Raw genomic sequence first — 25,652 nt, forward strand, 5'->3', positions numbered from 1 at the left:
GTAGCAAGCCACTCTCCACCAATACCTCCTTATTGATAAAACAGGAGCAAGAATTTGGGGAAATTTTGCAGCAGGGAACACCACCCGTTACGCAAATTAACGCTACTGGCTCGGCAACAAATTCCCGCGTTGCACTTCCGGCAACACATAACGAATTCCCGCCATTTTATTCCCCAACAATAACTCGCCCTGCGTGGTCAGCAACACCAAAGTCAGCTCACTAGCATTATCCAGCTTCAAGGTAATCATGCCATGCCCTGCGTCTTTGCCATCCCAAGCCTCCACCCGCACCGCATCGGCTGATTGCCAATTTTGCAAAGTGGTCGGTTGCGAAGCGTACCCTTGTGGCAAGCTCACGCTTTGCAAGCTGCGCCCCGGCGGAACCAATTTATTCGCAAACCAATCTTCCAACGTCCCGGTCATTAGCCCGAATACCGTTTCCGAAACCAGCTTAATCGCCCCATCGTGCAACACATAGCGGTTATGCGACACCGGATTTTCCGCACCAAATATCAATCGCTGATCATTAAACATGACCGCCACAGTACCCGGTTCTAAACCGTAAGCTTTAAGGTCTTTACCCGCAGCCGGATAACTCGCCGCTACCGCTTCATCCAACAAGGTAAATAGCTGTGAAATGCGCGTCGGGTTCAGCGCGAAAGCTTTAGGCTCGAGCATCTGCCAATGATCACCCTGCTTTTCCAAACGTATGACGCTAAGTTTATCGCTGCCGAGTTCGCGGGTAATCGCAATCCGGGTAATGGCTTCGCGCTCCAGCGTCAACAAGGTGGCAGCTTGCGCCTCAACAGTATGCGCTTGCCACCACACCCATGCTCCCAAACCCGCCACCACCAGCAATAACGCCAAGTTGAGCGCGAAACGCCGTGCTTGTGTTCCCATTAGCGTTTCCTCCTGCGCCACCAAATCCACGTACCACTGGCAATCAAGCCCACTGGCAACACCACTAAAAAGAACAGCCCGATCACATACCCTGCGGTTTCACTCAAATCCAATTGGGTATCGCTGGCACGCATAACCGGCACATCCAGCAATTTATCGTCGCTGCTTAACCAGTTAAATACCTGCGTTGCCAGATCAAGATTTGCACCATGCCCGACAAAACTATTGAGCATGAAATCGCTGTCACCGATAACGACGACGCGCTGTTCACTTCGGCTGCGCTCAGTGACCGAGGCAGGCTTCCCGTCTTGCTGGCTGAGCGTAGCCGAAGCCTCCAGTTCCCGCACTAAACTTACCCCAATCGGTAACGGCCCCGGCTGATCATTACTGGCTTCATCAAAGACCACATTGCCTTCGAGGATGCCGCTGGTTTCCAGCCAACTGGTCGGCAAAGTGTTTAAAAACTCATCCACTTTCCACACCAATGCGCCGCTTTTCTCACCGGCTTGCGAGTCACGCGCCACCATTGTTGCAAACGGGAATAGCGTTTGCACATTGCCGAGCTTTTGTACGATAGGCGATTTACCGTAATCCACCACCGGAATCACAGCCGGGTGATTAATCCCCAACAACGCTTGCAACGCCTCATTCGCATCAATCACCGTGCCGTCGTGAATCTGTAAACCCAACAACGCCTCCAACGCATCCAACCCATGTAAACCACCGGGGTCTTGCAGCCACAAAAGATTGCCGCCCTGCTCTAGGTATTGCTTAAGTACTGCGACTTCACCGGGCAACCAATCCTGTTGCGGGGCAGCGATAACCGCGAAACTGGCATTTTGTGGAATCGCTTGAGTGCGCACCAAATTGTGCGGCTGAATCTGGAAACCGTGGCGTTGCAAAGTTTCCACCAACTTCGACATCCCCGTGGATTCACTCGCTAACGGCTGACGCTCGCCGTGACCTTCAAGAAACACCACCAAACGTTCACCGCCGCGACTCATGCGTTGCAGTGCGTGCAAAATGGTTTGTTCTGCGGTCGATTCCACTACTTCGCTGCGTTCACCTAAATGAATCGCCAACTGCCCCGCGTACTGAATCCCGTCTTGTTTAGCGCGTGCCGGATCAAGATCGGGGTTAACGAACTCCATTGTGGTATCCGCTTTCACCCGCTGATATTTCGTCACCAGTTTATTCAATTGTAATTGCAAGGCCGGATCATCAGGAATATAGGCAATAAACTTCAGCGGTTTATCCAAGCCTTTAAGCAAAGTTTGCGTCGGGGTGGAAAGACTATTACGGCTGCCTTGCGTCCAATCCGCCTGCCAATAAAAGCGTTGCCCCACAAAACCCAACAGCACCACTACCGCAATAAATAACACGTAGAAAATGCTATTTTGCAACCCAATCCAGCGATGGGTATTTTTACTCATTTTCATCTGGCATCAACCTTGTAAACGCTCATCATCCAGTTTACGGATGGTTAAAATCAAAAAGCCACCAATGAATAGCGCGTAATACACCACATCGCGGGTATCAAACAGCCCTTCCATAAACGCTAAGAAATGCCCGAAATGCGACAAATATACCAGAACTTCACTACCCGTACCTTGGGAGTTTCCCGAAATATATAGCACCACCAAAAACAGCAAAAACCCAAATGTCAGCACCGCCGCAATGACTGGCTGACGGGTTAATGCCGATAAAAACAAACCCGCTGCTGCAAAAGAAGCTAACAACAACACCAAACCCAACACTGCTGCCGCTAATTTACCCCAATCCAACCCCGTACCAATACTCAGTGATAATGGCATTAAAGTCAGCATCGCCACCATTAACAATACAAAGGCTAATACCCCAAAGTATTTACCCAACACAATTTGCGTATTAGAAATCGGTGCAGAGGTGAGCAATAACAAAGTTTGATTCATGCGCTCTTCCGCAAATTGACGCATGGTAATCAATGGCATGACCGCCAACATAATAATCCCCGCCCATAAATACAACGCGGAAACCACTAAATCACTAATCCCCGGCGGATCTTCCATCCCTGCAAATTGCGGTTGCAAACTAATGTATTCACTCAAACCCAGCAAAAACACCCACGCCAGAATAAACTGCACCACCGCCAATAAACTCCATGCTAGTGGTGAAACAAACATCCGGCGTAATTCCATCCCCGCTAATACTAAAATGGCTTTCATGCTGCCTCCCCAATGATTTCCGCTTCCCGGAAAATCAAATCAAAAAACACTTTTTCCAAAGACGCAACACCTTCAAGGGTATCGTTAAACACAGTTTTACCACGATTGAGGATTTGCACCCGGTCACACACCGCCTGCACTTCCGGCAAAATGTGCGTGGATAAAATAATGCCGTGCTCCTTGCCCAATTCACGGATTAACTCGCGGATTTCACGAATTTGAATCGGGTCTAAACCCACCGTTGGCTCATCCAGAATCACCACTGGCGGGTTATGCAAAATCGCTTGCGCAATCCCCACCCGTTGCCGATAGCCTTTGGATAAATTACCAATTAAGCGACGACTCACCTGCTCCAAACCGCAGCGCGTGCTGGCTCGGTTGACTGCATCCGCGCACGCTTTCGCGGGTATATTGCGCAACCGCGCACAAAAATGCAGGTATTCACTCACAGTTAAATCCCGATAAACGGGCGGTTGTTCCGGCAAATAACCAATCTGCTGTTTGGCCTTGCGCGGTTCATCCAGCAAATCAATACCGCTTATAAGAATTTCCCCTGCCGTGGGCGCAAGGTTTCCGGTCAACATCTGCATGGTGGTGGACTTACCCGCACCGTTAGGGCCGAGTAAACCGAGCACTTCGCCCTTGTGCAAATGCACGTCGAGTGAGTCTACAGCGCAATGATCACTGTAATAACGCGACAACCCCGACGCGGCTACGAGTGTTTCTGGAGTGTGATTTGCCATGATTGCAAGCCTTGGTGTTATGACTTTTGATTGTACCTGATGGGAGAGTATACGATTTTTGCTAATTTGACGGCAAACCCATAAACAGCTAGGCTTAATCCTAGGGAAGTCAGCGTTAAGGTAAAACGAGGAATGAGATGACATCAGGTAGGAGGGACTACCGTCATCGCGTTCATGCTGATAAAGAATACAGAGTGAAAAGCAAACAATGGTAACAACGCAACGCAGTTGGTATTTACTGACAAGCAGACCTCGGCAAGATGCTCTTGCAGAGGAACAATTATTAAAGCAAGAATACGAGGTGTACCGCCCTTTAGCGCAATGCCTGCGGGCACGGCGCGGTAAAATGCTCAGCGTGGTTGAGTCGCTTTTCCCGCGTTATATGTTCATTCATTTGGATGACGGCGTGGAAGATAACTGGGGACCTATCCGTAGTACACGGGGAGTGGTTGGCTTCGTGCGTTTTGGCATACGCAACTTACCCCCGCCAATCCCTGAAAAATTCATCCTTGCGTTAAAAGCAGCGGAAAGTCAGCTTGCAGAACGTGCGATTGATCTTGACCGCTTCCACAATGGTGATGTGGTAGTCATTGACAACGATGGCCCCTTTAAAGGCTTACCAGCTATTTTCCAGCATTACGATGGTGAACAACGCAGTGTCGTCATGTTGGAAATCTTGCACAAGATGACCAGACTGGCGATTTCACCCGCTGATTTACGCGCTGCGGCTTAGTGGTTTAACACCCGACCGCCATCCACCGGAATGACTTGCCCCGTGATGTAATCCGCATCACGCACCAAAAACAATACGGTACGGGCAATGTCTTCCGGGCTACCTTCGCGTTTCAGCGCGGTTTTGGCGAGTAAATCTTGGTGCATCGCGTGATTTTCAGCCATTTCTGGCCATAAAATCGCACCGGGTGCAACGCCATTTACCCGCACTTCCGGCCCCAGTTCACGCGCCAGTGATTGCGTCAGCATCAGCAAACCCGCTTTCGCCGCACAATACGCCGGATAACCTTTCAGCGGACGAAATCCGTGAATATCGACGATATTGATAATACAACCGTGATTAGCCCGCAATTGTGACGCAGCAGCTTGCGCTAGAAACAACGGTGCTTTGAGATTCGTGCCGATTAAATCGTCAAACTGGGTTTCGGTAAGCGTACCAATCGGTGTGGGGTAAAATGACGATGCATTGTTTACCAGCACATCCAAACGCCCGGTCAGTGCCAGCGTTTCAGCAATCAACGACGGTAATTGTGCAACCGCTAATAAATCACCCTGCACCAGAAAACACGAAGCCGCGCGCTGTGTATTTAACGCCGTTTGTAATTGTTGCGCATCAGCGGCGGAGTGGCGGTAATGAATTACTACGGTCGCGCCTGCCGCGTGCAAGGTGCGGGCGATAACCGCGCCGATACGTCGTGCCGCACCTGTTAACAGCACTACTTTGCCTTCTAATGTCGCCATACCCTACCTTTCCGTTATAAGCTGTGGATTTGCTGGCAATCATAACCCGACATGCGCTTCACTGACACATTACCCACACCCCCAGCCGAGGCATTGGCGCACAGTGCCGAACTTGCCGCCCGGATTCGTGCTGCCATTACCGGCAACGGTGGCAGTATCCGTTTCCACGATTTTATGCAAATGGCGTTATACGAACCGGGCTTGGGCTATTACGTGGCAGGCTTGCGTAAAATCGGTGCAGACGGTGATTTCGTTACCGCGCCGGAAGTTTCCCCGCTGTTTTCGCAATGCCTCGCCAATCAATGTGCGCAAATCCTCAATGAACTCGGTGGCGACGAAATTCTCGAACTGGGTGCGGGCAGCGGTAAAATGGCAGCGGATATGCTTAAACATTTGGAAAGCATCGGTTGCTTACCCACCCGTTACCGAATTTTGGATCTCAGCCCCGAATTGCGCCAACGCCAACACCAGACCTTGAACCAATACGTGCCGCATTTGCTGGAACGGGTGGAATGGCTGGATAGCTTACCTGCGCAACCCATCCGTGGGGTCATTGTCGGCAATGAGGTGCTGGATGCGATGCCGGTGGAAGTGTTTCAGATGGCTGAAGGGGAGCGGGTCATTCAAACAGTGATAGTGCAAGGTGACGAATTTCACTGGGGGAATACTACTGATGCCTACACCTCCGAATTCAACCCTGCCCTCCCTGCTTGGATGCAAAGCATGGCGGATACGCTGGAAGCTGGCGCATTAGTGCTGATTGATTACGGTTACGAGGCGGCGGATTACTACCGTCCTGAACGTAACACGGGCACGCTGATTTGCCATTACCAGCATCGAGTACATGATAATCCGCTGATTTATCCGGGTTTGCAGGACATTACCGCGAGCGTGGATTTTACCGCAGCGGCTAATGCAGGGCTGGATGCGGGGTTAAACCTTGGCGGATACACCACGCAAGCGGCTTTTCTTGCCAACAGTGGGTTGGAGACATTATTTATACAAGCGTTGGAAGCCAATCCCGCCAGTCAGTATCACCTCGCGCAGCAAGTACGCACCTTAAGTTTACCCTCGGAAATGGGGGAACGCTTTAAAGTCATGGCTTTTACGAAAGGGTTTACGCCAGCATTAGCGGGCTTTAGACTTGCCGACCAGCGACATCGCCTATAATACTCTCACAAAATCATTTTAAAGGATCGTCATGGATTTTCTTTTGCTTATCAAAGCGGCTGTCATGGGTCTCGTGGAAGGCGCGACCGAGTTTTTACCCGTCTCCAGCACCGGACACTTGATTCTGGCTGGCGATTTAATGAACTTCATGGATCACGATAAACGCGGCGTGTTTGAAGTGGCGATTCAGTTAGGCGCGATTCTGGCGGTGGTGTGGGAATACCGTACCCGTTTCGTCAGCACTTTCGCGGGCTTAGGGCGTGATCCGATTGCCAATCGTTTGATCATTAATCTGGCGATTGCCTTTTTACCACTGGCAATTTTAGGCTTGTTGTTTGGCGATGTAATTAAAGAAAACCTGTTTAAACCCGTGCCGGTAGCGATTGCGTTCATTTTGGGTGCGTTCGTCATTCTATGGGCGGAAAAACGCCAACACACCATAACCATTCCGACGGTGGATGATATTAAACCACTGGACGCGCTGAAATTAGGGTTGGCGCAAGCCGTGGCATTGATTCCGGGTACGTCACGTTCGGGTGCAACCATTATCGGTGGTTTATTTTTTGGTTTATCGCGGCAGGCAGCGGCGGAATTTTCGTTTTTCCTTGCCGTGCCGACGTTGGGCATTGCGTCGATTTACTCGATGTACAAGGCTCGCGATTTACTGAGTTTTGACGATATTGGCGCGTGGATTGTCGGTTTCGTGTTCTCTTTCATCAGCGCGATGATTGCGGTACGCGCACTGATCCGCTACGTCAGCCACCACGATTTTACCGTGTTCGCGTGGTATCGCATTGCCTTTGGGGTAATCGTGTTAATCACCGCCTACACAGGTTTGGTGGAGTGGACTGTTCACTAAACCTCACGCTGCGGCTTGGTGGTTAACCACTCCAAGCCGCGCCGCGCTTGTTTACCCAGCGGAATTTCCAGATAACGGTGGGTAAAATGCGAATAAATCACCACAATCAGCAACGTTAAACCCAACACCACGGGTTTATCCCAAGCGTTTTGCTTGGCAAAATGCCGCACCAGCATCAACACCACCAAATGGTTGAGGTATACCGAGTAAGAAATTTCGCCCAAATACGCCAGTTTACGCAAACCACGCGACAACCAACCTTGCTCAAACGCGAAAATAGCCACCATCAGTAACGCCAAATACGGCACGAACACATCCATGCCCATTGATCGCCCAGTACGGCTCCAGATAATCCCTAACACCAGTGCCAAACACGTTAACTCTAACCACGCGGCACATTGCCCAACGCGCGGATCATCACGGTAAAACAAATACACGCGGTAAGCTAAAATGCCCAGTACAAACGACGACATCCCGCGCAATAAGCCAGAATTGAGGAAACCGAAATAGTTTTCAACGTGGGTATTCAAATGCCCATGCTGCATAAAAAGCACGACCACACCCAAGGTTCCTGCCAAAAATAACACGCCGCTGCGGGTATTGCGGGTAATCACGAAGATAAACAGCACATTGACCCAAAACTCCACCGAAATCGACCAACTGGGGTAATTCCACGTCAAGCCCTGCGGATTCAAACCAATGCTATGTGTCATCGTCAGGTTTTGCACAAACGTAAACAATGCACCATCAGGGAAATCCGGCATCACCGCATAAAGCCACCAATGCACCGCCACAAACATCAGCAAGGTGTATAAATGTAACGGGTAAAGCCGCGCAATCCGGTGATTAATAAACTCCAGCGGTGTGCTGGATTTAGCCCCGTACAAATAGCGATGTGCGAGAATAAACCCGCTCAACACCAAAAAGAAATCCACCGCCAAATAACCCAAACCGCCGTAAATGTGGAAATACACCACCCACAACGCCGCTATTCCGCGCAATGCATCCAAAGCGAGGAAACGCTGCCCGCCTGTTGAAACCTTTTCCACCACTACAACCCTTTAAACAAGCCCACTGCGCGAACACTCAACGCTTTCACTTGCACCACCGAACGACTACCGCTCGCGGCATCTTGACGAAACCCGATACGCGCCACCACAAAGCCCGCACGTTCCCAAAAACGCAGCAATTCCGGGGTCATGGCATAACTCACCCCCAGATAATCCGCCCCCTGTTGGGCAGCGAATCCTAGCAGATGTTCCAATAAATGCGCACCTAATCCTTGATTTTGCAACAAAGGATGCACCGCAATGCGCATCACCCTCTCACAAACCAGCTCTGCCGCACCCGCCAGTTGCGCATGAAACGTCAAGGTTTGCGGCACAGGATGACCGTGTGGGCGGCGCGTTCCGGCATGAATCGCCGCCGTGAGTTGCGCATCCAAACCACCTTCACGCGATAACAACGCCACTGCCACCAGCGTGCCTTGCTGTTCCAATACGTGAATGGAAATATCCGGCGCGTCCAGCAATTGACGTAAATCCGACGGGCGGGTTTGGTAGTGGGCGGTAATGAGTAAGCCGAAGAGTTGGCGTAGCAAGGGTTCGTTTTGTGCGAGTTCATCGCGGTTTAGTTGACGATACTCTGCCCCCCCATCCCCAACCCTTCCCCCGCAAGGGGTGAAGGGAGCAAGATCTGCATCCAACAATAATGCCTGATTGATGAAACATTCCAGCGGATCGTTTTCCGCCCAGCGCATTGGCTGTTGCAAGCGCACCGCCTGCCAACCAGGAGCCAGCGTTTCCAGTGCTTTTTGGAAACGCAGCGCAAATCCTCGCCCACTACCCTCGTAGCCGTGTAGCGTCGTGGAAAAAACACAGCGCGGATAGTGTTCCAGCATTTTCAATAACAACGGCACAGGAATCGCCGCAGCCTCATCCACCAGCAATACATCACCTTCCGGTAAAGTTTGCAGCAAATCATCAGGGGCAAAAAACGACGGTGGCAATTCCGCGTGCTTAAAGACACTCTCCACCGTAGCACGCGACGGCGCGGTCAATAGCACCCGCTTGCCAGCAACCTGCAACTGACTGGCTGCCATCCCCAACGCCGCCGATTTACCGCGCCCGCGATCGGCCGTCAGCACCACCGGCGCATTGGCTTCAAGAATGGTTACAACTGCATCTTGTTGTACCCTCCCCCCAACACCTTGCTCCCCCTCTACCTCTGGGAGAGGGGGCTGGGGGGTGAGGGTCTGTAACATCCCCACAAATCGCCCCAAAAACCGCCCCCACACCTCATGCGGCTGATAAGGATAAGGGATAAACCGCCGGTAATCCGGGTCAGGAAAATCTGCCCATTCATCCAACGGCGGAGTCAGCAAATACAACGTGCCACCACCGCGCAATGTGCCGCTCACCGCCGCAAACGCATTCACGTCAAAGCCGCTGTGTGCATCAAACATGATAATGTCGGTATCTTGCCCCAGCAAAGTGTGGGCTTTTTTGGCAGGCAACGCCCCGGCAATACCGGGGGCTGTGGTAATCCAAAACACGCGCCGCGTTTCAAGCAACGCTTCAGGCAACAGCGCAAGTACCCGTTGCAGGCACTCACCCTGCGCCCCGGAAATGACTTCCAGTTGGCGCGGAAGGTTATTTATACCGCGTCCCGTCCGCTTTCACCGGTACGAATACGGATAGATTGCTCAACCGGAATCACGAAAATTTTACCGTCACCGATTTTGCCGGTGTGCGCGGCTTTTTGAATGGCTTCGATAGCGGAATCCAAATCTTCTTCTTTCACCACGATTTCCAGCTTAACTTTTGGCAAGAAATCCACCACGTATTCCGCGCCACGGTACAATTCGGTATGACCTTTCTGCCGCCCAAACCCTTTGACCTCAGTAGCCGTCATGCCCGTTACACCAATTTCGGTCAAAGCCTCGCGCACATCGTCCAATTTAAACGGTTTAATGATGGCTTGAATCAGTTTCATGCTCACTCCTCCTTTAAGGGATTTTAAAAGGTAAATTTTTACGCCAAGCAGAGGTAATCGGGTAACGCCAGTCCTTCCCAAAACCACGCCCGCTGATACGCACGCCGGGTGCTGCTTGTCTGCGCTTATACTCGCTCAATAATACCAGATTCACCACCCGGCGAACCGTTACGGCATCGAATCCAGCGGCAATGATAGCGTCTAATGCCTCATCACCTTCAATAAATCGCTGCAAAATGGCATCCAACACCTCATACGGCGGCAACGAATCCTGATCAACCTGCCCAGGTGCCAATTCTGCCGAAGGAGGCCGCTCAATAACCCGCAACGGAATCGCCATGCCGAGAGTATTGCGGTATTGCGCCAGTGCATACACCTGCATTTTATAAACATCTTTCAGCGGCGAAAACGCCCCCGCCATATCGCCGTACAGCGTCGCGTAACCCACCGCACTTTCGCTTTTATTGCTGGTAGATAACAACAAACCACCCAGTTTATTGGAAAGCGACATCAGCAACACCCCGCGAATCCGCGCCTGCAAATTCTGCTCAGTCACATCCACGGGCTTTCCGGCAAATTCCGGGGTCAACACCTGCATAAACTCGTCGTAAACGGACGCAATCGGCAAATTCCGGTAACGCACCCCTAACCATGCCGCTTGCTGTTGCGCATCCTCCAAACTCATCCCGGAGGTATAATGAAACGGCATCATCACCGCTTCCACATTCTCTGCACCCAGCGCATCTACCGCTAATGCCAGCACCAATGCCGAGTCGATACCACCCGACAATCCCAGCAACACCCGCGAAAAACCGTTTTTACGCACATAATCGCGAATGCCGGTGGTTAGGGCTTTGTAAATAAGCGGGATCGTAGCAAGCGATGGCTCAATAAATGTTGCCTTCCCCGCATCCACTCCCCACTCCTCAACAAACACCCCATCCACAAACGCTTCCGCCCGAAACCCAATATTCCCCGCCGCATCCACCAACATGGAATCGCCATCGAACACCAATTCATCCTGCCCACCCACCAAATTAACGTAGGCGATAGCGCACTGGTTAGAAATCGCTTGGCGTTGCAGCAAAGCGGTGCGTTGTGCTTGTTTATCATCGCTAAACGGGGAAGCATTTAACACACACAACACTTGTGCGCCTGCGGCAACCGCTGCTTGTGCCGGTGCGTCTTCCCAAATGTCTTCGCAAATCAGCAGCCCAACGTTAACACCCGCCACTTCAATCACCAACGACTGCGTTCCCGGCGTGAAATAGCGTTTTTCATCGAATACTCGGTAATTGGGCAAACACTGCTTGGCGTATTCCGCAATCACTGCGCCGTCACGCAACACGCACGCCATATTGCGCAATACCCCATCGCGTAATAAAGGCACACCCACAATCGCAGTAATCCCCTGCACTTGTTGCGCAAGGCTGATAACGGTGGTTTGCATTTGCGCGAGGAAATCGGGGCGAAACAGCAAATCTTCCGGCGGATAGCCCGCCAGCACCAGCTCTGGAAACACAATCAAGTCGGCGTGCTGTGCTTGGGCGTGTTGAATCGCCGCTTGTACTTGCTGAAGGTTGGCTTGCACATCCCCCACACACACATTGAGTTGCGCTAGTGCGATGCGTAATGTCTGATTTTTCTTTTGCACGGTGTCATAACGTTGTATGGTAACAAGCCGAAGACTATACCTGAAAAGGCGATAACACATCATGTCCCGTATTATTTTTATCATTGTTTTGCTGGTAGTCGGGTTTCTTCTGTTAAAATCTTGGCAACGTAAGCAAAGTCTCAAACAACAACACAAACAATCCTCCGGGGAAATTCAAAATAATACCCGCATGGTGCGCTGCTTAGAATGCGGCCTGCATGTCCCGGAAGGTGAAGCGATTTCCCAAGGGGGGAAACACTTTTGCAGTCTGGATCACGCGCAACGACATTTAACCAAAAATTAGTTCCGGTATTTTTGCACGAAGACCCGTGGAATCTGTTACGCCTTTACCACGTCTACCGCCTGACACTCGCGGGCGCGTTGCTAGTGGCGTTGGTGCTGGAATACGGGCATGTGCATCTGGGCGAATACCAGCCGGAACTGTTCCGCTGGTTAACTGGCACATACCTGTTAATTGCGGTCATCACCAACCTCAGCTCGTATTTCCAATGGCCGGATTTACCGGTGCAAACCTCGCTGTTTGTGGTGCTGGATATTGTGATTTTACTGGGGCTAATCTGGGCAAGCGGCGGCTTGGAGGGTGGCTTTGGTATCTTACTGCTGATTCCGGTACTGATTCCCTATCTGGGTAATCCCGGTCATGTATCGTTGTCGTTTGCCTCACTGACTGGGCTGGCCTTAATCAGCATCCAAATCTATTTGCAATCCCAAGGTGTAATCGAAAACAGCGGCATTATGCACGGTGGGCTAATCGCCCTGTTTATATTGCTGGTGAGCTGGGCAAGTAATCGCTGGATTCGGAAAGCCAGCGCGATGGCTTCCCTTGCACAACGACGCGGGGTGGATCTTGCCAATTTATCGCAACTCAATCAGTCGATTCTGGATCGGTTAGAATCCGGTATTTTGGTGGTGGAAGAATCCGGGGTCATTCGTCACATGAACCAAGGCGCGTGGGATATGCTCGGTCAGCCCGGTAACTGGCGCAGCAAACCGTTACAGCAATTCGCCCCCGAACTGGATCAGCACCTGCAACACTGGTTGCACCAAGTCAGCCCACGTATTGCCAGTTTCGATGTGCGTCACCAAAACACCACCGAAGTCCGCGCCCGCTTTTCGCAACTCGGTACACAAGCGCGTAAAGCCACCTTGATTAATCTGGAAGACACCACCGAACAACGTGAAAAATTGCAAAGCGTTAAACTTGCTTCATTGGGGCAATTAACTGCCAGCATTGCCCACGAAATCCGCAATCCCTTGGGTGCAATCAGCCACGCCGCGCAATTACTCGGTGAATCGCAAAATCTCGATAAAGCTGATACCCGCTTGTTACAGATTATTCAATCGAATGCCCGCCGGATGAATTTAACCATTGAAAGCGTGCTGAACTTATCACGCAAGAAAACCCCGAACCGCGAACGCCTCGCGCTCAAACTGTGGTTACACGAATTCCGCAAAGACTTTGTATTACAAAATAAATTACGTGAGGAACAGGTAACGCTGTTCATTGATCCGGCGGATACGGTGGTTGAATTTGACCCGGCGCATTTACATCAAATCGTCTGGAATTTATGCCGCAATGCCCTCAAATACGCCCACGAAGACCCGCGCCGCCTGCAACTGGATATACAAGGTGGCAACCCCACCCATACCCGCGACATTATGCTCAATATTATCGACAACGGGCGCGGCATGACGGGTGAACAACGGCAACGCTTATTTGAACCGTTTTTCACCACCAGCACCCAAGGCACGGGCTTAGGCTTATTCATGTCGCGGGAACTGGCGTTAACCAATGGCGCGAGTCTCGAATACCTCGCTTTACCCACGGGCGGAAGCTGTTTCCGTCTCGTGTTTTCGCGTAACCGCTAAGGCAGCTTTCCCATGACCGAACAAACCGTACTCATTATCGACGACGAACCGGACATCCGCGAACTGCTGGAAATCACCCTATTACGCATGGGGCTGGACACGGTAACGGCGGGCAATGTGGAAGGCGCACTCGAAAAAATCGAACAATACCAGCCGAATTTGTGCCTCACTGACATGAAATTACCCGATGGTAACGGCATCGACATTGTGCGTTACATTCAGAAAAATTACCCGCACATCCCGATTGCGGTCATTACCGCATTTGGCAGCATGGATACGGCAGTGGAAGCCCTCAAAGCCGGGGCTTACGACTTCGTATCCAAACCGGTAGATTTGCCCAAATTGCGCGAACTCATCCAGACCGCGCTCAAACTTTCCGGCAGCAAACACGCCAAACACACCGCCAAACCTGATAAAGATGACGCACACAGCAGCAGCATTTTGGGCAATTCCGCCGCGATGCAGCAGCTCAAAGCCACCATCAGCAAACTGGCTCGCAGCCAAGCCCCAGTGTACATTCATGGCGAATCCGGCAGCGGTAAAGAATTGGTGGCGCAACAAATTCACCTACAAGGTTCACGCGCCACCGCGCCATTCATTCCGGTGAACTGCGGGGCGATTCCTGAAAACCTGATGGAAAGCGAATTCTTTGGGCATAAAAAGGGCAGCTTTACCGGCGCGGTCAGCGACAAACAAGGGCTGTTTCAAGCCGCTCACCGAGGCACGTTATTTCTGGATGAAGTCGCCGATTTACCACTGACCATGCAGGTCAAGTTATTGCGGGCGATTCAAGAAGGTGCGGTCAAGCCCGTCGGTGGTTTGGAAGAAATCCCCGTCGATGTGCGCATTTTAAGTGCCACCCACAAAAGCCTTGAGCACGAAGTCGCGGCGGGGCATTTCCGCCAAGATTTGTATTACCGCCTCAACGTGATTAAGTTGAAAGTGCCGCCGTTGCGGGAGCGTACCGACGACATTTCCTTACTTGCGGACTTTTTCCTCGATAAAATCGCCAAACGCTGGCAAATGCCACCAATTCGGTTATCGGCGGCGGCACGCACGGAATTACAGACGTACCCCTTTCCCGGAAATGTGCGTGAACTCGAAAACGTACTAGAACGCGCCAGTACCTTGTGTGACAACAACACCATTCAACCGGACGATTTACAGCTTTCCACTACCGCACAAACTCAAGCTCCGGCATTGAGTACGCCGCAATGGGTGCGTGATTCCCCGGAAACCGACAAAAGCCCCACGGTAAGTGACAAATTGCCAGCTTGGAACCCGATTAATGAGGAAGAAGAGCGCAACCTGATTGTTCGCGCTCTGGATCAAACCCGCTGGAATCGCACCAAAGCCGCCGAATTGCTCGGCATGAGCTTCCGTCAGTTGCGTTACCGCATCCAGAAATACGGGTTGGATGAAGGTTAAAGCTTAATCGCCAGCCATTGCAGCGTCATACGCCTCACTCGCCTCCATCCACTGCACTTCCGCTTCACCCAGCTTGGCATCCAGCGCAAGCTGGTCTGCCAACAGCTTTTTCAGCTTAGGTTTATTGGCATCGCTGTGCATCTCCGGGTCGGCTAACTGTGCTTCGAGCGCGGCTTTTTGCTGATTGAGGCGTTCAATCTCTTTTTCGAGCTTATCGGCTTTTTGTTTAAGCGGCTGGAAACGTTTGCGCTTTTCGGCAGCTTCGCGGCGTTGATCTTTGCGCCCTGCGGCACTGTGCGAAGCCGCCGGTGCAGCCGCCACATCGCCCAACCCAGCCGCATTTTCTTCGGCACGGAAACGATTTTGCAGCCACACCGCGTAATCGTCCAAATCGCCGTCAAACTCTTGGGCTTTACCACCTTCCACCAGCAGCAACTTATCTGTCACCATTTTCAGCATATGGCGGTCGTGCGATACGATCACCATTGCACCCACGTAATCTTGCAATGCCATGCTCAAGGCAAGGCGCATATCCAAATCCAAGTGGTTGGTAGGCTCATCCAGCAGCAGCAAATTAGGGCGTTGATAAATTAGCAAGGCCAGCGCAAGACGGGCTTTTTCACCCCCAGAAAATGGTTCAATCGCCTCGTCTACGCGCACACCCTGAAACGCAAATCCGCCGAGGTAATTGCGCAAATCCTGTTCACGCGCTTGCTTATCAAGTTCGCGTAAATGTTGCAGTGGTGACTGTTCGGCTTTGAGCTGTTCCAGTTGATGCTGGGCAAAATAGCCGATTTTGATGTCCGCAGCCTGCCAGCTTTCACCACGTTGCGCAGGCATCAGGCCAGCCATAAACTTGATCAGGGTGGATTTCCCCGCACCGTTAGGGCCGATTAAACCGATGCGTTCACCGGGCATGATTTGCAATTCAATCCCTGCCACGATGGTTTTGTCGCCATAACCGATACTGACTTTATCAACGTGCAGCAAACGGTCGGGCAGTTTCGTTGGGGCTTTGAAACTAAACGTGAACGGTGAATCAACGTGCGCTGGGCCAATGGTTTCCATGCGTTCCAAGGCTTTCAAACGGCTTTGGGCTTGGCGTGCTTTGGTGGCTTGGGCGCGGAAACGGTCGACGTAACTTTGGATGTGCGCCCGCTCACGCTGTTGTTTCTGGAAAGCGGACTGCTGTTGTGCAAGGCGTTCGGTGCGCGTGACTTCAAAGGTGGAATAGTTGCCGGTGTAAAGCGTGATCCGGCCTTGTTCAATGTGCGCAATCTGGGTGCAAATCGCATCCAGAAACTCGCGGTCATGCGAAATCAGCAGCAGCGTGCCGCGATAGCTTTTCAACCAGTCTTGCAGCCAAATGACGGCATCAAGGTCAAGGTGGTTGGTCGGTTCGTCCAGCAACAACAGGTCGGAACGGCACATCAGGGCTTGCACTAGATTCAAGCGCATCCGCCAACCGCCAGAAAAGCTGGAAACCGGATTACGGATTTCTTCGGGTTTGAAACCTAAACCGTGTAACAACGTAGCAGCGCGGCTTTCAGTGGTGTAACCGTCAATCGCTTCGAGCTTGGTGTACAGCTCGCCGAGGTGCATCCCGTCAGCGTGTTCCAGTTGCGCTTTCAGGCTGACGTATTCGGCATCGCCTTCGAGCGCGTAATCCAGCGCACTGGTGTCGGTAGCCGGGGTTTCCTGCTTCACATGCGCGATGACCCAACTGGCAGGAATGCTGAAATTACCCACATCCGGCGATAACTCACCGCGAATCAGCGAGAACAGGCTGGATTTACCTGTACCATTCGCGCCCGTTAAACCGACCCGTTGCCCCGGATGGATATTTAATGTCGCCGCACCCAGCAATTCCTTGCTACCGCGCCGCAAACCGAGATTAGAAAAAACTAACATGGGATCAATGAATCTATTTTTGACCTGAAGCGCGGGATGTTACAACGAAGCACCCAATGACACCTAATCGAATATCACCTTGTCGAAATACCCACTCACCTCAATAAAATAGACAAAGATCAAATTTCTCTTATTTACTGCAATTTAATTTCACATACACAAGGTGCGTACACTAGACTATAATTCTCACTTAATTTAATCTGAACGCTTGGAACTTCTGATAATTGTGCAAACACCATGACGCTGCTTAGAATTACAACAACTCCAAGTATCTTGGTTGTGGACGATGACAACGTGCTACAGGCATTGTTGGCACATTTTTTACCCATGCACGGGTTTGTGGTACGACGTGCGCTCAATACAGAGCAAGCCAGCTTATTAATAGCGGAAACCTGCCCTACGCTAGTGATTCTCGATATTTTAATGCCCGGAATGAATGGCTTGGAATGGATACAACAACTTCGCCAACAACACCCAACTTTGCCTGTCATTATTGTATCATCGCAAAGCAGTTACGAAGACCGGATTCAAAGTCTGGAATTGGGTGCAGACGACTACATTGCCAAACCGTTCCATCCCAAAGAATTATTAATTCGTATCCATAATGTCTTGCGCCATCACAGCGTTAACACCCCGTACATCAGCATTGGGCCATGGCAATTTTTTCCTGAGGAAGCCTTGCTGCGTGATGCGCAAGGGCATGAAACCAAACTCACTACGACTGAAGCGCAATTGTTACTTTTTTTTCATCGAAATGCCGGTAGAATCTTGTCACGGGACGCTATCTCGGTGCATTTACACGGCATTGAAGATAACCCGCTGGATCGACGTATTGATATGCGTATCAACCGTCTACGTAAGAAATTAGAACCAAATACCAAAGCAGAACATGCGAGACATCTGCGCACGGTATGGCGACAGGGCTACCGTTTTACTAGTTAGTGATTATATATGGACATATTGCTCGAATCTCTTGGCGCAGCAGGTGCGAAACAATTTTTACGCGCTTCGCTTCCGCATATCCAACAATACCACGCTAATTTATTGGCTGCGATGTCCGCACAAGACTGGGCGGCGGCCGCATCCTGTGCTCACTTGCTGAAGGGAACGGCTGCATTATACGCCACGCAAGAGTTTATTAGTTTGCTCGAAAAAATCATTAAAAAAGACGATGAAACAATAAAAACAACTCAATTCCTTGAAACACTCCAAATGGCTATAAATACCACAGAATCAAGAATAAATATCAATTTATCATAAAGTTACTGAAGAAATACCCTACCGCTCTAGTGGGATTTGATACCTCAAGACAAACTGTTACAAATTGTGACAGTTTCGCGCGTTACATTTGCTCAAAAAACCATTAACCTTCTGTTCAGAAATTATAAAACAGTGCAGGATCGCACGACTTAAAAAGAGTGGAGAAATAACATGATGCGAAGGACACAATGGGCTGCATACGGTTTAGCGGGTATTTTATTAGTCACCACGTCACACGGCGTAGCGGCTTCCAAACTCGCTAACCAAGGTAACAATTTCGGGGACACCAGTACAGAAAGCACAGGCACATACACACAAAATCCTGTCTTTCCTTATATCGAAGCAACGGCACAAGTTAGCACTTATTTAAGAAACTATTTATTACAATACGAACGTTACATTAAATTAGAAAGCCTCATTAAAACACTATGGCTTAAACGCCAAGAGGCAAAACGCTAACAACACACTACTTCGGCTCGGTTAGTTGCGCCACAACTAAATAAACAACCGAGCTGTTTTTTACAGTTCCTCTGTAGCTGACCTTACCTACTCACTCCCTCAACACGGGTAAGGTTGGCTCTTTTTCTCTTTCCTCATACCTGACAGCCCCGCCCGCTTGTGGTGTAATACCGCCTTCACAAACACCAACCTAGCGAACACCACGATGGAAATACTTGTCAATGGCACGCCCCACATCGTTCCCGACGGTTCGACTGCTGCTGATTTACTCGCGATTCTTGAATTGCAAGGCAAGCGTTTAGCCCTCGAAATCAATCAGGAACTCGTGCCGCGTAGCCAGTTTGAAACGTTTGTTCTCCAACCCCATGATGCGGTTGAAATCGTCCACGCCATCGGCGGCGGCTAAAACAAGGAAATCACAGTATGCAACAAGACACCCTCACCATTGCAGGCAAAACTTATGCCTCGCGTTTGCTGGTCGGCACGGGTAAATACCGCGACTTAGCAGAAACCCAAGCGGCAACCCAAGCCAGCGGTGCGCAAATTATTACCGTCGCGATTCGCCGTACCAATATTGGGCAAAACAAAGACGAACCGAACTTACTGGATGTAATTCCACTCGACCAATACACCCTGCTGCCCAATACCGCCGGGTGCTATAACGTTGAAGAGGCGGTGCGCACTTGCCGCTTGGCACGCGAATTGTTAGATGGTCACAACCTAGTCAAACTGGAGGTGCTGGGTGATGCCAAAACGCTTTACCCCGACACCATTCAAACCCTGAAAGCTGCCGAAATTCTGGTGAAAGACGGCTTTGATGTCATGGTTTACACCAGCGATGACCCACTGATTGCGCGGCAATTGGAACAAATCGGCTGCGTTGCGGTGATGCCACTGGCTGCCCCGATTGGTTCCGGTTTGGGGATTCGTAACCCTTACAATATTCTCGAAATTATTGAAAATGCTAACGTACCGATTATCGTGGATGCAGGCGTGGGTACGGCTTCTGACGCAGCAATTGCGATGGAAATGGGCTGCGACGGGGTGTTAATGAATACCGCGATTGCGGGCGCGAAAAATCCGGTATTAATGGCTTCGGCGATGAAAAAAGCCATTGAAGCGGGGCGCGAAGCCTTTTTAGCAGGACGGATGCCGCGCAAACGTTACGCTTCAGCTTCTTCACCGTTAGATGGAATGTTTTTTTAGTCTATGCAAAATATAGAACATCCGCGCACGATTAAGAGCTTTGTGTTGCGCCAAAGCCGCGTTACCAAAGGTCAAGGCGAAGCACTGTCCGCACTGTGGCCGGTGTTTGGTCTTGAAAAAGCCGCGACACCGCTGGATTTCCCCACGGTGTTTGGGCGTGACGCGCCGGTAACGCTGGAAATCGGCTTCGGTAATGGCGATTCCCTCGCACAAATGGCGCAAGCCGCCCCCGAACGTGACTTTCTGGGCATTGAAGTGCACACCCCCGGTGTCGGGCATTTGCTCAAACTGGTGGGTGAGCAAGGCTTGCAAAATCTGCGGGTGATGAATACCGATGCAGTGGAAATTCTGCAACAACGGATTGCGCCCGCATCGCTGGATCGGGTGCAACTGTTTTTCCCTGACCCTTGGCATAAAACCCGCCATCACAAACGGCGTATTGTGCAACCCGATTTCGTAGCCTTGATCGCCTCACGCTTACGGATAGGCGGCGTGTTCCACATGGCGACCGATTGGGAAAATTATGCGCAACAGATGGCGCAAGTGCTGAAAACCAGCCCAGATTTCCACAATCTTGCGGAAAATCCCCCCTATTCGGCACGTCCAGCCACACGTCCACTAACAAAATTTGAGCATCGCGGCCTGAATTTGGGGCATGGGGTTTGGGATTTATTGTATACACGAGTGGATAAAAACCACTTATAAAGCAAAACGTACCACTTATCTTCGTCTGAATTGTGTTCATGCGGGTACTGGCGGAAACTAAACACATACTGAATCAAAACAAACAAAGTGTTTAATTTCAATAACTTAAAATAAGGACGCCAAACCATGAACGCAATTCGCAATACCTTGACTCGTGCTGCACAAGTTATCACTTTCTCCGCATTAGCGGTTGCTTCTGTCGATGCAGCGGCGGCAGTTAAATTCCGCGTCGGTTTTGATGCTGCCAGCAACCAATACGCGGTTTACATGACCCCGGATTCTGTCCCTAGCCCTGATATGCTGCTGTCTGCGCAAGTCACCTTGGTGGTTCCACACGCGGCTGATGCAAAACGCTTTAGTGTTGAAAATATTTCCAGCAATATCCCCGGCATTAACTGGGTTGATCATTCACGGGTGGATGCACCGAAAGAAAACCAAGCGGCGGACTACATTTCACTCGGTTACTATTTCAGTGGCTCCAAAGTCTCCGCCTTCGGTTGGGTAGCAGGCCAAGAAAAACAAATCCTGACCTTTAGCAGCAAACAAGGCTGTGTTGCCGGTGTTAAACTGATCGACAGCAAAGACGCTTTCAACCAATTACCTAACTCGGCTGGCACTAACCCCGGCAACGATTTCTTAAACGTCGGCTGGAAAATGACTAACGCTTACATTGGTAACTACGGTGATGCGGTCACTTGTTCCGCACCTAGCGTGACTGCCACCACAACGACCACAACAGTTACCACAACGCCCGCAGCGTGTGTACCGACCAGCAAAGATGCTGACAACATGAAACGAATTACCGCCCTGAAAGTATTGAAGGCTGAAGCCACCAGCGTGACTCGCCAAAAAGAAATTGACGCGCTGATCGGTCGTTACCAAAATAAATTGAGCTGCAAAGCATAATGAAGACGTATTAAACTGGCACTTTCCAACAATAAACAGGCAAGTGCCATGACCACGCCGACCACTTATATTTTGACCGTCACCTGCCCAGCGGCTACTGGGATTGTTGCCGCCATTACCGGGTTTCTCGCCGCCCAACAATGCTACATTACTGAAATGGCGCAATACGACGATGAAATGACCCAGAAGTTTTTCTGTCGCATTATGTTCCGCCCTGCGAATACATCCAGCGATGCGATTGACAATATCCGCCAACAATTCGCGGTGGTTGCCCAACAATTTACCCTGAGTTGGTTAATCACCAATGCCGCACGCCCTACCCGCGTCATGCTGATGGTATCCAAAGCCGATCATTGCCTCGTGGATTTGCTGTACCGCAAACACAAAGGCGATTTAAATATGCAGGTAGTGTGTGTCGTATCCAACCACACCGAATTGCGCTCCGTGGTGGAACGCGAAGGCATCCGCTTTATTTGCCTGCCCGTCGACAAAACCAATAAAGCTGATCAAGAAGCGCGAATGCTGGAAATCGTTGCAGAAATGCAGGCCGAACTGGTGGTATTAGCGCGTTACATGCAAATCCTCTCGAATGACACCTGCCGTAAACTCGAAGGCATGTGCATCAATATTCATCACTCGTTCTTACCCGGTTTCAAAGGCGCACGCCCGTATCACCAAGCTTACGACCGTGGGGTAAAACTGATTGGCGCAACCGCGCATTACGTCACCTCCGATTTAGACGAAGGCCCAATCATTGAGCAATCCGTTGAGCGCGTCGACCACACCTATTTACCTGATGACCTCGCCGCGTTAGGGCGCGATTTGGAAAACAGTGCGCTGGCAAAAGCGGTGCGTTTGCACATTGAGCGGCGCGTATTTGTGGATGGCAATAAAACCGTGGTGTTCAAATAAAAAAAGGGGCAAAAGCCCCTTTTTTACATCGAAACGTCGTGCGTTACATCAGTGCGGCATTGATCCACAAATGCGCCCAAATGCTCACGATGTAACCCAATGCGACTGCCCAAGTCCATTTCAGGTGTGAGCCAAAGGTGTAAACGCCGCGTGCCTGTCCCATCAAAGCCACGCCTGCTGCTGAACCAATCGACAACAACGAACCACCGACACCCGCCGTTAAGGTCACTAACAACCACTGCCCGTGCGACATATCCGGGTGCATGGTAATCACCGCAAACATCACCGGAATATTATCCACCACTGCCGACAACAACCCGATCATCACATTCGCCCAAGTCACGCCCATGTCGGTGTAAAGCAATTCAGACACCATCGCCAGATAGCCGAATGCACCCAAACCACCGACGCACAGAATTACGCCGTAGAAGAACATTAGCGTATCCCATTCCGCGCGTTGCACTTGATTGAAAATATCAAACCTCCCCACACCTTCCTCGGTATCATTACCGGGATTATGATCAGAAACCTTCAAATACCAACCGTACAGTTGTAATACGCCCAAGCCTGTCATCATTCCCAACACCGGTGGTAAATGTAATGAATTGTGGAAAACGACCGCTGTAGCAATGGTTGCAATAAACAAGCCCAAAATAATAAAACCACCTTGCTTTACTTCCTCATGATCGCTCACCGCTGCCGGTTTACCTTTTTCAATGAAGAAAGACATGATCAAGGCGGGAATAAACCAGTTTAACAATGACGGAATGAACAGCGCGAAAAACTCACCAAATTTCACCAAACCCGCCTGCCACACCATCAAGGTAGTAATGTCACCAAACGGACTCCACGCGCCACCCGCATTTGCCGCCACCACCAAATTGATGCAACCCATTGCCACGAACGCTGGTTTATCCGCAGCAACTGCCATCAACACCGCCGCCATAAGCAATGCCGTGGTGAGGTTATCGGCAACAGGGGAAATAAAGAATGCCATAACCCCGGTAATCCAGAAAATCCAGTACAGGGAAAAACCTTTTGACACCAACCATGAACGTAACGCTGCAAACAGATTGCGTTCTTCTAAAGTATTGATGAACGTCATTGCTGCTAACAAAAATAAAAATAACTCACCGTATTCCAATAAGTTATGATCAAGAATCGCGGTCATCTGTTCCTGCATACCCAATTGACCGTAAGCCAAGGCCACCAGCACCCAGATAATCCCTGCGGCTACAATCACTGGCTTAGACTTACGCATATGCAAACGTTCTTCGCCAATGACCACGGCATACGCGAACACAAACAGAATCAGCGCGGTAATGCCGAAACCCGTTCCCGTAAGATTTATCGCTTCACCGCCGCTGCCGCCACCACTCGCAACTGCCAGCAATGGCGAACACCAACCAACCAAGAGGAGCAGGCCGAGCAGCCATCCCCGGAACGGATTCTTCATCATAATCAAAGCCTTTTGGTGAAATAAAACGCCATCATGTTAACACTGCTTGCTGCGTTGCACTACCCGTAAAACCCCATCAACCCTTAATGTGCTACCCTCCAATACTCCACCCAAAAAACGAGGACACACCTTGATGAGCACCACCAAATTAACCCTAACCGCCCAAGTCGTCATTGCCATGCTGCTCGGCATTACCGTCGGGCTGTTAATCAACGTTAGCGGGCTGAATGCCGCTGGCAGTTTTGTGAATGAATACATCGTCAACGGTTTATTCAAAGCCGTCGGCACGTTATTCGTTAACGCACTGAAAATGTTAGTCGTACCGCTGGTATTGTTCTCGTTGATTTGCGGGGTTTGCGGCATTGGCAACCTCAATACCTTGGGGCGCGTCGGGGCAAAATCTTTCGTACTGTATCTATTGACCACCGCCATCGCGGTTGCTACCGCTGTTATTTTTGGCGTAACCGCTGGTATCGGGCAAGGAATGCAAGCCAGCACCGCCAGCACTTTCACGGGTAAAGAAGCCCCGCCCCTGCTAGATGTATTCACCAATATCATTCCCACCAACCCGATTGCGGCGATGGCAAACGGCGAAATGTTGCAGGTGATTTTTTTCGCGATTCTCGCCGGAGTCAGCATTTTGATGGTCGGCAAAAAAGCCAAACCGCTGGTCGAAGGCGCGGAACTCGCCAACGAAGTCATGATGAAAATGGTCAATATTGTGATGGCAGCCGCCCCCTACGCGGTATTCGCGCTGATTGCCAAAGCGATGGCGGAACTGGGTTTTGAATTACTCAGCGTCTTGGTCGGTTACGTGCTGGTGTTGATCGCCGCACTAGTGTTCCACTTATTCGGCACGATGATGCTGCTGTTGAAATTACTGTCAGGACTGAACCCGCTGCGCTTTATCAGCAAGATGCGCAATGTGCAGGTCTTCGCCTTTAGCACTGCCAGTTCTAACGCCACAATTCCTGTCACCTTGCGTACTGTCACCGAACGCTTGGGAGTCAACAATTCCGTCGCCTCCTTCACCGTGCCGCTTGGCGCAACCATCAATATGGATGGCACGGCAATCATGCAAGGTGTGGCAACCGTGTTTATCGCGCACGTCTACGGTGTTGACTTAAGCACCAGCGATTACCTCGTGGTGATTGCAATGGCGGTATTGGCTTCGATTGGTACAGCGGGTGTGCCGGGCGTAGGGCTGATTATGCTGTCAATGGTGTTTGTGCAAGTCGGCTTGCCGGTGGAAGGTATCGGCTTGATTCTGGGCGTTGACCGCTTGCTGGATATGATGCGCACTGCGGTGAATGTGTCAGGTGACGCAGTAGTGTCGGTAATTGTAGCGAAAAGCGAAGGAAAATTAGACACTAGCGTTTACAATGACCCGACCGCAGGCGTTACTACGGGTGACATCGTGCTGGACGAAACCGCCGAGCGCGAATTAGCGGCAACGGTGGCAAGTACACACTCTCGCAAGGGTTAGTTAGCACTACAGCGCATCATATTATAAGGGGCA

Annotated in this window: 26 protein-coding genes; 15 read left to right on the forward strand and 11 right to left on the reverse strand. The window is 50.8% G+C overall.

Annotated features, from left to right (window positions below):
• Positions 1–102: 102 nt before the first annotated feature.
• Genes J9260_RS14215 through J9260_RS14230 form a run of 4 tightly spaced genes read right to left on the reverse strand, consistent with a single transcriptional unit; the run spans position 103 to position 3,847 of the window.
• Entirely contained in the window at positions 103–900 is a 798-nt protein-coding gene (locus J9260_RS14215) for a DUF4340 domain-containing protein (protein WP_210218378.1), read from the reverse strand.
• The gene (locus J9260_RS14220) at positions 900–2,339 is read right to left on the reverse strand and encodes a GldG family protein (RefSeq protein ID WP_210218379.1); all 1,440 of its coding nucleotides are present in this window, start codon (positions 2,337–2,339) and stop codon (positions 900–902) included. Before J9260_RS14220 ends, J9260_RS14215 begins: the two co-directional genes overlap by 1 nt.
• 6 nt (positions 2,340–2,345) lie before the next feature.
• Entirely contained in the window at positions 2,346–3,104 is a 759-nt protein-coding gene (locus tag J9260_RS14225; protein WP_210218380.1) for an ABC transporter permease subunit, read from the reverse strand.
• Positions 3,101–3,847, reverse strand: coding sequence for an ABC transporter ATP-binding protein (locus tag J9260_RS14230; protein WP_210218381.1), 747 nt, complete (start codon positions 3,845–3,847; stop codon positions 3,101–3,103). The genes J9260_RS14225 and J9260_RS14230 overlap by 4 nt, the downstream gene beginning before the upstream one ends.
• Before the next feature lie 208 nt (positions 3,848–4,055).
• Here J9260_RS14230 and J9260_RS14235 point away from each other — a divergent pair, with 208 nt between their 5' ends.
• Positions 4,056–4,580 carry a transcription termination/antitermination NusG family protein gene (locus J9260_RS14235; RefSeq protein WP_210218382.1) on the forward strand — a complete coding sequence of 175 codons (525 nt, stop codon included), beginning with the start codon at positions 4,056–4,058 and terminating at the stop codon, positions 4,578–4,580.
• Here J9260_RS14235 and J9260_RS14240 read toward each other — a convergent pair.
• Positions 4,577–5,320 (reverse strand): pteridine reductase, encoded by a 744-nt coding sequence (locus tag J9260_RS14240; RefSeq protein ID WP_210218383.1) that lies wholly within the window; start codon positions 5,318–5,320, stop codon positions 4,577–4,579. The genes J9260_RS14235 and J9260_RS14240 overlap by 4 nt on opposite strands.
• Positions 5,321–5,371: 51 nt before the next feature.
• Between J9260_RS14240 and J9260_RS14245 the strand changes: the two genes are divergently transcribed.
• Together J9260_RS14245 and J9260_RS14250 are read left to right on the forward strand one after the other, a co-directional pair.
• Positions 5,372–6,490, forward strand: a complete 1,119-nt coding sequence (locus J9260_RS14245) for a class I SAM-dependent methyltransferase (RefSeq protein WP_210218384.1) — start codon at positions 5,372–5,374, stop codon at positions 6,488–6,490.
• 31 nt (positions 6,491–6,521) lie between these two features.
• Complete coding sequence (locus J9260_RS14250; protein ID WP_210218385.1) at positions 6,522–7,349, forward strand: undecaprenyl-diphosphate phosphatase; 828 nt, start codon at positions 6,522–6,524, stop codon at positions 7,347–7,349.
• On the opposite strand, the gene J9260_RS14255 is transcribed toward J9260_RS14250, so the two are convergent.
• From J9260_RS14255 to J9260_RS14270, 4 genes are read right to left on the reverse strand one after another with little or no spacing between them, the layout of a single operon-like run.
• On the reverse strand, positions 7,346–8,398 hold the full coding sequence (locus J9260_RS14255; RefSeq protein WP_210218386.1) for an acyltransferase family protein: 1,053 nt from the start codon (positions 8,396–8,398) through the stop codon (positions 7,346–7,348). The two genes, J9260_RS14250 and J9260_RS14255, sit on opposite strands and share 4 nt — an antisense overlap.
• Positions 8,399–8,400: 2 nt before the next feature.
• Positions 8,401–10,008 carry a tRNA(Met) cytidine acetyltransferase TmcA gene (locus J9260_RS14260; protein WP_210220803.1) on the reverse strand — a complete coding sequence of 536 codons (1,608 nt, stop codon included), beginning with the start codon at positions 10,006–10,008 and terminating at the stop codon, positions 8,401–8,403.
• The gene (locus tag J9260_RS14265; protein ID WP_210218387.1) at positions 10,005–10,343 is read right to left on the reverse strand and encodes a P-II family nitrogen regulator; all 339 of its coding nucleotides are present in this window, start codon (positions 10,341–10,343) and stop codon (positions 10,005–10,007) included. The genes J9260_RS14260 and J9260_RS14265 overlap by 4 nt, the downstream gene beginning before the upstream one ends.
• 13 nt (positions 10,344–10,356) lie before the next feature.
• Positions 10,357–11,997 carry an NAD+ synthase gene (locus tag J9260_RS14270; protein WP_343231184.1) on the reverse strand — a complete coding sequence of 547 codons (1,641 nt, stop codon included), beginning with the start codon at positions 11,995–11,997 and terminating at the stop codon, positions 10,357–10,359.
• Positions 11,998–12,058: 61 nt separating this feature from the next.
• Here J9260_RS14270 and J9260_RS14275 point away from each other — a divergent pair, with 61 nt between their 5' ends.
• The 3 genes from J9260_RS14275 to J9260_RS14285 are packed head-to-tail and all read left to right on the forward strand — an operon-like array spanning position 12,059 to position 15,315.
• Positions 12,059–12,301, forward strand: a complete 243-nt coding sequence (locus J9260_RS14275; protein WP_210218388.1) for a PP0621 family protein — start codon at positions 12,059–12,061, stop codon at positions 12,299–12,301.
• A complete protein-coding gene (locus tag J9260_RS14280; protein WP_210218389.1) occupies positions 12,259–13,887 on the forward strand; it encodes a two-component system sensor histidine kinase NtrB in 1,629 nt (542 codons plus the stop codon). The genes J9260_RS14275 and J9260_RS14280 overlap by 43 nt, the downstream gene beginning before the upstream one ends.
• Positions 13,888–13,899: 12 nt before the next feature.
• Complete coding sequence (locus J9260_RS14285) at positions 13,900–15,315, forward strand: sigma-54-dependent transcriptional regulator (protein WP_210218390.1); 1,416 nt, start codon at positions 13,900–13,902, stop codon at positions 15,313–15,315.
• A 3-nt stretch (positions 15,316–15,318) separates the two neighbouring features.
• On the opposite strand, the gene J9260_RS14290 is transcribed toward J9260_RS14285, so the two are convergent.
• Entirely contained in the window at positions 15,319–17,226 is a 1,908-nt protein-coding gene (locus tag J9260_RS14290) for an ATP-binding cassette domain-containing protein (protein WP_210218391.1), read from the reverse strand.
• A gap of 279 nt (positions 17,227–17,505) precedes the next feature.
• Between J9260_RS14290 and J9260_RS14295 the strand changes: the two genes are divergently transcribed.
• From J9260_RS14295 to purU, 8 genes are all read left to right on the forward strand, one after another.
• Positions 17,506–18,168, forward strand: a complete 663-nt coding sequence (locus J9260_RS14295; RefSeq protein ID WP_210218392.1) for a response regulator transcription factor — start codon at positions 17,506–17,508, stop codon at positions 18,166–18,168.
• A 9-nt stretch (positions 18,169–18,177) separates the two neighbouring features.
• Positions 18,178–18,486 carry an Ntn hydrolase family protein gene (locus J9260_RS14300; RefSeq protein ID WP_210218393.1) on the forward strand — a complete coding sequence of 103 codons (309 nt, stop codon included), beginning with the start codon at positions 18,178–18,180 and terminating at the stop codon, positions 18,484–18,486.
• 171 nt (positions 18,487–18,657) lie between these two features.
• On the forward strand, positions 18,658–18,945 hold the full coding sequence (locus J9260_RS14305) for a hypothetical protein (RefSeq protein WP_210218394.1): 288 nt from the start codon (positions 18,658–18,660) through the stop codon (positions 18,943–18,945).
• 205 nt (positions 18,946–19,150) lie between these two features.
• The gene (gene thiS / locus J9260_RS14310; RefSeq protein ID WP_210218395.1) at positions 19,151–19,351 is read left to right on the forward strand and encodes a sulfur carrier protein ThiS; all 201 of its coding nucleotides are present in this window, start codon (positions 19,151–19,153) and stop codon (positions 19,349–19,351) included.
• A 17-nt stretch (positions 19,352–19,368) separates the two neighbouring features.
• Positions 19,369–20,151: a thiazole synthase gene (locus J9260_RS14315; RefSeq protein WP_210218396.1), complete on the forward strand. Its 783-nt coding sequence runs from the start codon at positions 19,369–19,371 to the stop codon at positions 20,149–20,151.
• A 3-nt stretch (positions 20,152–20,154) separates the two neighbouring features.
• Positions 20,155–20,856, forward strand: a complete 702-nt coding sequence (gene trmB, locus J9260_RS14320) for a tRNA (guanosine(46)-N7)-methyltransferase TrmB (protein WP_210218397.1) — start codon at positions 20,155–20,157, stop codon at positions 20,854–20,856.
• A 126-nt stretch (positions 20,857–20,982) separates the two neighbouring features.
• The gene (locus J9260_RS14325) at positions 20,983–21,762 is read left to right on the forward strand and encodes a cadherin (protein ID WP_210218398.1); all 780 of its coding nucleotides are present in this window, start codon (positions 20,983–20,985) and stop codon (positions 21,760–21,762) included.
• A gap of 48 nt (positions 21,763–21,810) precedes the next feature.
• Positions 21,811–22,674: a formyltetrahydrofolate deformylase gene (gene purU / locus J9260_RS14330; RefSeq protein ID WP_210218399.1), complete on the forward strand. Its 864-nt coding sequence runs from the start codon at positions 21,811–21,813 to the stop codon at positions 22,672–22,674.
• Positions 22,675–22,717: 43 nt separating this feature from the next.
• Here the strand turns inward: purU and nhaD are convergent, their stop codons facing one another.
• Positions 22,718–24,130, reverse strand: a complete 1,413-nt coding sequence (nhaD, locus tag J9260_RS14335) for a sodium:proton antiporter NhaD (protein ID WP_210220805.1) — start codon at positions 24,128–24,130, stop codon at positions 22,718–22,720.
• A gap of 136 nt (positions 24,131–24,266) precedes the next feature.
• Between nhaD and J9260_RS14340 the strand changes: the two genes are divergently transcribed.
• The gene (locus J9260_RS14340) at positions 24,267–25,619 is read left to right on the forward strand and encodes a dicarboxylate/amino acid:cation symporter (protein ID WP_210218400.1); all 1,353 of its coding nucleotides are present in this window, start codon (positions 24,267–24,269) and stop codon (positions 25,617–25,619) included.
• The last annotated feature ends 33 nt before the right edge of the window (positions 25,620–25,652 follow it).

It is taken from the genome of Thiothrix unzii (assembly GCF_017901175.1).
Taxonomy (GTDB): domain Bacteria; phylum Pseudomonadota; class Gammaproteobacteria; order Thiotrichales; family Thiotrichaceae; genus Thiothrix; species Thiothrix unzii.